Raw genomic sequence first — 7,246 nt, forward strand, 5'->3', positions numbered from 1 at the left:
AGTACCTCAATTCCAAGACGTGGTGTTTAAGAGGCAAAAAGTGTAGGATACAAATTTTTTTCAGCGAAATATATAAACGATTCGGGAACTACAAATAAAAGAGAATGAACTATTTTACTAATAATGAATCATTGATTTTCTGTTCAAAATAAAGTAAATTCGCACTGTTAAACCAAACAATTAAATTATTAAATATGGCATCAGGTTTTTTCGCACTGTTAGATGATATTGCATCCATGATGGATGATGTTGCGGCAATGAGTAAAATTGCAACAAAAAAAACAGCAGGAATATTGGGAGATGACTTGGCAGTAAACGCCGAAAAAGCTTCGGGATTTGTTTCTTCAAGAGAATTCCCGGTTTTATGGGCAATCACCAAAGGTTCCTTCGTGAATAAATTAATTATTTTGCCAATTGCCTTTTTGCTTAGTGCTTTTTCGCCAATTGCCGTCAAGATAATCTTGGTTGTTGGAGGAATCTATTTAGCGTATGAAGGTGCTGAAAAAATTTACGAATACTTTTTTCCGCACCATCCAAAAGAATCGAATAGTTCTTTACTGCAATCCCTAACAGAAGAAGAAATTTTAGTTCAGGAAAAAGCAAAAATTAAGGCGGCAATTGTCACTGATTTTATCCTGTCAGTAGAAATCATCATTATCGCGTTAGGAACTGTTTTAGAACAATCGTTAGCCATGCAAATTGCTGTAGTCTCAGTAGTTTCACTAGTGGCTACTGTGGGAGTATATGGAATTGTTGCGTTAATTGTTCGCATGGATGATTTGGGATTCAAGCTTATACAATTAAGTAAAAATGAAAATAGCTTTTCAACTAAAATCGGAACTTTTCTAGTCAATGCATTGCCAAAAGTCATTAAAAGTTTGGCAGTCATTGGAACCATCGCTTTGATCATGGTAGCAGGCGGAATTTTTGTACACAATATTGATTTTTTACATCATATGCTCCCGCAATTACCGGCTCTCATCAAAGAACCACTGGTTGGATTATTATTTGGTGGAATTGCACTGATCATCGTTTTAATGATTAAAAAAATTATCGGTAAAAAAAAGTAGCTGTTACTTGCAATCCTGTTATGTAGAGATTAATTGTATATGATTGTTCAATCATACAAATGTTAACAGGACGAAGTTGGGGGGGGGGTATGAAATGAAATGTCCCATTTTTGAATGGATAGTTTTTAAATTTGGATATACGCTCCATAAAATTTTTTAATAAACCAAAATCTAACATATGTTTATAATAAGGCGAATTTTCAACAAAGAATTCTACGAAAAATTTAAATTGGGTTATATTGCTTTGGAGATAGTGTTGATATTTATCGGTATCACTTTGGCGTCCAAATACAACACCTACAAAGAAGCCCAAAAAACGGATAAATTTTTGATTGATAATCTCAAATTGTATAAAGAAAATCTTTCTTCCAACCTATTGGCAAACGGTTATTATTTAAGAGGTAGAAAAACAGAATTAGACTCCATTATTCAATTCAGAGATTTATTACTTACCAAGAATTATACTGAGCAAGATATATTGAAGCATCAAAAATATATTGTGCTACTCTTTAACACACTCACTATTTCTAATGAAAATACCGGTTTAAAAAATATATCAAATAAGGATATTAATAATATCAAATCCAATGACCTCAAACAAAGCTTAATCGATTACACTTTACAAATGGATAATGATGCTTTGGATGTTATAAATTTTAATAAAAGAGTGGAACAAATGCCGGGGCATTTATTTCAACATTTTCAAAATATTAATTTTGATTTGCAAACCATAGATCACGTCATTTCTATTGATAAATTAAAAGAAGACAATCAACTGATAAATTATTTAAATCTCATAATTTATGAAAGAAAAATTTATCTGAATTTATTGGAAATGGGATTTTTTAAGCCAACCTATGAATTAATAGATGCAATTACTGCTGAAATTGATGAACTTGAATAGTTTTCCCTAGCCACTATTCAAACATCTCTCGTAATTCAATAATTTTCTCATTCGGTCCATCCATGTTGATTAAACCACTTCGGGGACGGTCTAAATCAATGATTGTAAAAACGGTGCTGGATAGCATGACGCTAAAACCGAGTAGAATGACCCAATCAATTTTTCGTTTGTTGTCATAACCCAATAAAAATGAAGAACACACACAAAGAGCAAATAGAAAATACATAATACTGTCAGGGATAGTTGATTCGCCCGCAGCTCTTCGGGTAGTTGTGATATCAATCATGTCATTTAAAGCAGGAATTAATTCGGATGTTCGCGTGGTGATATTGTCTTTTTTTGCATAATCTGCGGTTATTTTCCAGATTTTTTTTCCAATTGAGTCGGCTTTTAAATAATGTCGCACCGTTTCTTTCATATTCATTCCCGCCTGATAAAAAGCAATCCGTTCTTCCACATAAACTTTCATGGAGGTTCTCAGGGCCGTTCGCACACTATCCGGGTAAACATCTGTTCGTAAGATGGCTGTTCCGATGGCGTTTGCTTCTTCAATTACCAATTGTCTTCGAGTATCAAACCTTGAACTCGCCATGCTAAAGGTAAACGCTAAAATTAATCCGAGCAAAGCCAATAATGCTCCATTAATCGACCCTAGTTCGATATTGATGTAATCCGGGTTTCCTTTAATTTTTCTTTTTACAAAAAAATGACCCATTGCATAAAAAGCAATAATCAAGAAAAAAAGTAGGGATGCAACCAAGAAAGAAGAGGCCAATTGAAGCGAAGAGAAATGTCCCATAATTATTTCGATAGAATTAAATAGAAATGTATGTTAAAAATATACTTTTATCTAATACGATTTGCATCTGGCATTAAATAAAATTATGTTTAAAAGAAATCACATAAAATTTTCATTTTAACTTAACTCTTTTACCTTTGTAAGTCATAGTAAAGAATATCTTTCATCATGCACAAAGACAGTAAACGAAGAGAAGCACTATTATACCACGCAAAACCGACACCGGGAAAAATTCAAGTTGTACCTACAAAAAAATATGCCACCCAACGCGATTTGTCATTAGCTTATTCGCCGGGTGTTGCCGAACCTTGTTTGGAGATTGCCAAAGACGTCAATAATGTTTATAAATATACCGCCAAGGGAAATTTAGTGGCGGTTATTTCTAACGGAACTGCTGTTTTAGGTTTGGGCGACATTGGTCCGGAAGCCTCAAAGCCTGTGATGGAAGGAAAAGCGTTACTATTTAAAATATTTGCAGACATAGATGTGTTCGATATTGAAGTTGGAACCAAAGACATTGATGCTTTTATAGAAACGGTTAAAAATATTGCTCCAACTTTTGGAGGAATTAATTTAGAAGATATTAAAGCCCCTGAGTCGTTTGAGATTGAACGTCGTTTGGTGGAAGAATTAAATATTCCCGTGATGCACGACGATCAGCACGGTACAGCAATCATTTCATCGGCTGCTTTGTTAAATGCTTTAGAACTAGCAGGAAAGAAGGCAACAAAAGTCAAAATAGTTATTTCAGGAGCCGGTTCAGCAGCATTGGCCTGTGCTAATTTATATCTATTGCTAGGTGTAAAAGCTGAAAACATAATAATGTTTGATAAAGACGGTGTATTGCACCCGGAGCGAACCGATTTATCGCCATTACAGCAAAAATACACGGCAGGTAAAAAAGGAACCGACTTGCGACAAGCATTGGTTAATGCCGATGTGTTTCTTGGTTTATCTGCAGGCAATATTTTGTCGCCACAAATGCTTTTAGGAATGGCAAATGACCCCGTTGTATTTGCAATGGCGAATCCTATTCCGGAAATTGATTATAATGTTGCAATTAACACAAGGAAAGATATTATTATGGCCACGGGTCGTTCAGACCATCCTAATCAAGTGAATAATGTGTTGGGTTTTCCCTATATTTTTAGGGGGGCACTCGATGTTCGTGCTTCAAAAATTAATGAAGAAATGAAAATGGCTGCCGTTCGTGCCTTGGCAGAATTAGCCAAAATGCCCGTTCCGGAGCAGGTGAATATTGCCTACGGAGAAACAAAATTAAACTTTGGCAGAGAGTACATTATACCAAAACCTTTTGACCCACGATTAATTACTACTGTTGCTCCCGCTGTGGCTAGAGCAGCGATGGAATCCGGTGTGGCTCAGCATCCCATTTTAGACTGGGATAAATATGAGGAGGAATTAGCCGAACGTTTAGGTTCCGATAATAAAATGGTTCGATTATTAGCTAATCGTGCGAAAACCAATCCGAAACGCATCGTTTTTGCCGAAGCAGACCATTTGGATGTGTTGAAAGCAGCTCAGATTGTTTGGGAGGAGGGCATCGGAATACCTATTTTGTTAGGAAACAAGGAAATTATTTTAGAACTAAAAGAGGAAATTGGATTTGATGCAGACATCCCTATTTTAGACCCTAAAACACCTGAATGTGATGAAAAGCGTTTGCATTATGCCAATACATTTTGGGACAGCAGGAAACGCAGTGGCATCACTTTATTGGATGCTCAAAAATGGATGCGTGAACGGAATTATTTTGCAGCGATGATGGTAAACGAAGGTGAGGCAGATGCTTTGGTTACCGGTTATTCTCGTAGTTATCCATCGGTTGTCAAACCTATCATGCAATTAATAGACAAAGCACCCGGGGTTTCCCGTATTGCCACTACTAATATCATGATGACCAATCGAGGTCCGATGTTTTTTTCGGACACAGCCATTAACGTCAATCCTTCGGCGACGGAATTAGCCAAAATTGCCTTGATGACTGCAGGAATTGTGAAGATGTTTGGAATGGATCCGGTGATAGCAATGGTTTCTTATTCTAATTTTGGATCATCCACCAATAATGAGAGTGCCGATAAAGTGCGTGAAGCAGTTGCCTATTTGCACAAATATTACCCAAATTTAGTAGTTGACGGAGAAATTCAGGCAGATTTTGCCCTGAACTCGGAGATGTTAAAAAATAAATTTCCATTTTCAAAATTAGCCGGTAAAAAAGTCAATACGTTGATTTTTCCAAACTTAGAATCGGCTAATATTAACTATAAAATGCTCAAAGAATTGAATCAAGTGGATTCTATCGGACCAATTATACTTGGTTTGGATAAGCCGGTTCATATTTTTCAGTTGGGAGCTAGTGTGGAAGAAATGGTAAATATGGCAGCGGTTGCTGTTGTGGATGCACAAGAAAAAGAAAAAAGAAACAAGATGATAAAAGTTAGCTTTTAAGGAATAAAAACGTTAATACTCGTTTTGTACAGTTCTAATTAAAGATTTTTGTTACATTTGAAAGCTAACATAATTCATTCATGATTACACATATTCAAGGCCGATTAGTTGAAAAAACACCCACAGATGTTGTGATTGATTGCAACGGCGTTGGGTACCACATACATATTTCATTGCATACCTATTCAAAGATTCCAAATGCCGAAAACATTAAATTATTTACGTATCTACAAATCAAAGAAGACGCTCATTCTTTGTTCGGGTTTGTAGAAAAATCAGAGCGTGAATTATTTAAAATGTTGCTTTCCGTATCTGGAATTGGGGCAAGTATCGCCCGAACGATGTTGTCATCGATGGAACCCAAACAAATTTTGAACGCGATTGCTACAGCAGATGTGGTAACTATTCAATCAATTAAAGGAATTGGTGCCAAAACAGCCCAACGAGTTATCTTAGATTTAAAGGAGAAAGTGTTAAAGATTTACGATTTAGATGAAGTTTCTATTTCTTCAAACAATACAAATAAAGATGAAGCGTTATCTGCTCTGGAAGTATTGGGTTTTAACAAAAAATTAGCAGAAAAAGTGATTGAGAGAATTGTTAAAGATTTACCCGACGCGACTCTAGAGACACTAATAAAATTAGCATTAAAAAATTTATAGTACTTGAAAACGGTTTATAAAAAATGTTCTATTATAGGATTAAAAGTTTGGTTTTTCATGCTGTTTTTTTTCTATAATGTTACTGTTTTTGCTCAAGACGAGCCCACTACACCATCCGATTCTACCGGCTATGCTGTGGGTAAAATCGTTTTGAATGACCCCAATAGTATTGTTTCTGCTTACACCTACGATCCGGTAACAAATTTATATGTATACAACAGTAAATTTGGCGAATACAATATCAATTATCCTCAGATTTTAACCCCAAAAGAGTACGAAGAAAAAGTTTTGCGTGAATCGATGCGAAATTATTTCAAACAAAAGCTGGATGCCATCGAAGGTAAAAAAGAAGGCACTTTAGCTGCTCAAAAGGATTTACTTCCCCGTTATTATGTTAATTCAGGCCTTTTTGAGAGTATTTTTGGAAGTAATACAATTGATATTCAGCCCAGAGGTTCTGTTGAGATGGACGTTGGTATAAGGTATACTAAGCAAGACAATCCATCCTTTTCTCCAAGAAACAGAACTACTACTACTTTTGATTTTGATCAGCGAATCAGTATGAGTTTAACTGGTAAAGTAGGGACGCGTTTAAACGTAAATATTAATTATGACACCCAATCTACTTTTAACTTTCAAAACTTAATGAAGTTAGAGTACACTCCTGATGAAGATGCTATTTTGCAAACATTAGAAGTGGGTAACGTAAGTATGCCTTTAAACAATACCTTGGTTAGAGGAGCTCAAAGTTTGTTTGGAGCTAAAGCGAAATTCCAATTTGGAAAGACAACTTTAACAACAGTATTTTCAGAACAAAAATCAGAAACACGATCCGTAACCGCAGAAGGTGGTGGAGCCATTCAAGAGTTTGAAATTTTTGCTTTGGATTACGATGCCGATCGACACTTTTTCTTATCTCAATATTTCCGTGACAAATACGATGCTTCCTTAAGAAACTATCCGCTGATTGATAGTAGGGTCCAAATTACACGTTTAGAGGTATGGGTAACTAATCGTCAAAATCGAGTGAATGTTACACCGGAGGGAAATAACCTTAGAAACATTATTGCGATTCAGGATTTAGGTGAAGCACGGTTATCAAATGTCGACGACACGCAAGTGGTAGGTTTAGATCCTGCTCTTGTTTTTAATCCGTCTGTACCCTTTGACACCCCTCCTAAAAACTCTAATAACTACTTTGATCCTACCTTAATTGCCACTAGTGGAGGACTTTTAAATCCTGCCATTAGAGAAATTGTCACTTCACAAAATGGTTTTAACGTTCCGCCAAATACGGTAAGTGAAGGTCGAGATTTTTCGAAATTAGAGAATGCAAGAAAAT

At 35.8% G+C, this 7,246-nt stretch carries 6 protein-coding genes; 5 read left to right on the top strand and 1 reads right to left on the bottom strand.

All coding sequences use genetic code 11. The annotated features are described in order from the left end of the window. Nucleotides 1–194 precede the first annotated feature (194 nt). Both ACIQ2S_RS09505 and ACIQ2S_RS09510 read left to right on the top strand, forming a co-directional pair. A complete protein-coding gene (locus ACIQ2S_RS09505) occupies nt 195–1,070 on the top strand; it encodes a DUF808 domain-containing protein (protein ID WP_396175347.1) in 876 nt (291 codons plus the stop codon). A 178-nt stretch (nt 1,071–1,248) separates the two neighbouring features. Next, on the top strand, nt 1,249–1,974 hold the full coding sequence (locus ACIQ2S_RS09510) for a hypothetical protein (protein ID WP_396175349.1): 726 nt from the start codon (nt 1,249–1,251) through the stop codon (nt 1,972–1,974). Nucleotides 1,975–1,987: 13 nt separating this feature from the next. Here ACIQ2S_RS09510 and ACIQ2S_RS09515 read toward each other — a convergent pair whose 3' ends face one another. Next, a complete protein-coding gene (locus ACIQ2S_RS09515) occupies nt 1,988–2,773 on the bottom strand; it encodes a hypothetical protein (RefSeq protein WP_396175351.1) in 786 nt (261 codons plus the stop codon). A 168-nt stretch (nt 2,774–2,941) separates the two neighbouring features. On the opposite strand from ACIQ2S_RS09515, the gene ACIQ2S_RS09520 reads away from it, so the two are divergent. The 3 genes from ACIQ2S_RS09520 to sprA all read left to right on the top strand — a co-directional run. Next, complete coding sequence (locus ACIQ2S_RS09520; protein ID WP_396175353.1) at nt 2,942–5,242, top strand: NADP-dependent malic enzyme; 2,301 nt, start codon at nt 2,942–2,944, stop codon at nt 5,240–5,242. An 80-nt stretch (nt 5,243–5,322) separates the two neighbouring features. Then, nucleotides 5,323–5,904: a Holliday junction branch migration protein RuvA gene (gene ruvA, locus ACIQ2S_RS09525; RefSeq protein WP_396175355.1), complete on the top strand. Its 582-nt coding sequence runs from the start codon at nt 5,323–5,325 to the stop codon at nt 5,902–5,904. A 57-nt stretch (nt 5,905–5,961) separates the two neighbouring features. Continuing rightward, nucleotides 5,962–7,246: cell surface protein SprA (sprA, locus tag ACIQ2S_RS09530; protein ID WP_396175357.1), on the top strand; the 1,285-nt coding region annotated here is incomplete at its 3' end.

Origin of the sequence: Flavobacterium sp. (assembly GCF_044371705.1) — a bacterium.
Lineage (GTDB): Bacteria > Bacteroidota > Bacteroidia > Flavobacteriales > Flavobacteriaceae > Flavobacterium.

What these genes read in the sequence shown, in the direction of transcription:
- ACIQ2S_RS09505 (WP_396175347.1), top strand. Translation starts at nt 195, where the DNA reads ATGGCATCAGGTTTTTTCGCACTGTTAGATGATATTGCATCCATGATG.
- ACIQ2S_RS09510 (WP_396175349.1), top strand. Translation starts at nt 1,249, where the DNA reads ATGTTTATAATAAGGCGAATTTTCAACAAAGAATTCTACGAAAAATTT.
- ACIQ2S_RS09515 (WP_396175351.1), bottom strand. Translation starts at nt 2,773, where the DNA reads ATGGGACATTTCTCTTCGCTTCAATTGGCCTCTTCTTTCTTGGTTGCA.
- ACIQ2S_RS09520 (WP_396175353.1), top strand. Translation starts at nt 2,942, where the DNA reads ATGCACAAAGACAGTAAACGAAGAGAAGCACTATTATACCACGCAAAA.
- ruvA (WP_396175355.1), top strand. Translation starts at nt 5,323, where the DNA reads ATGATTACACATATTCAAGGCCGATTAGTTGAAAAAACACCCACAGAT.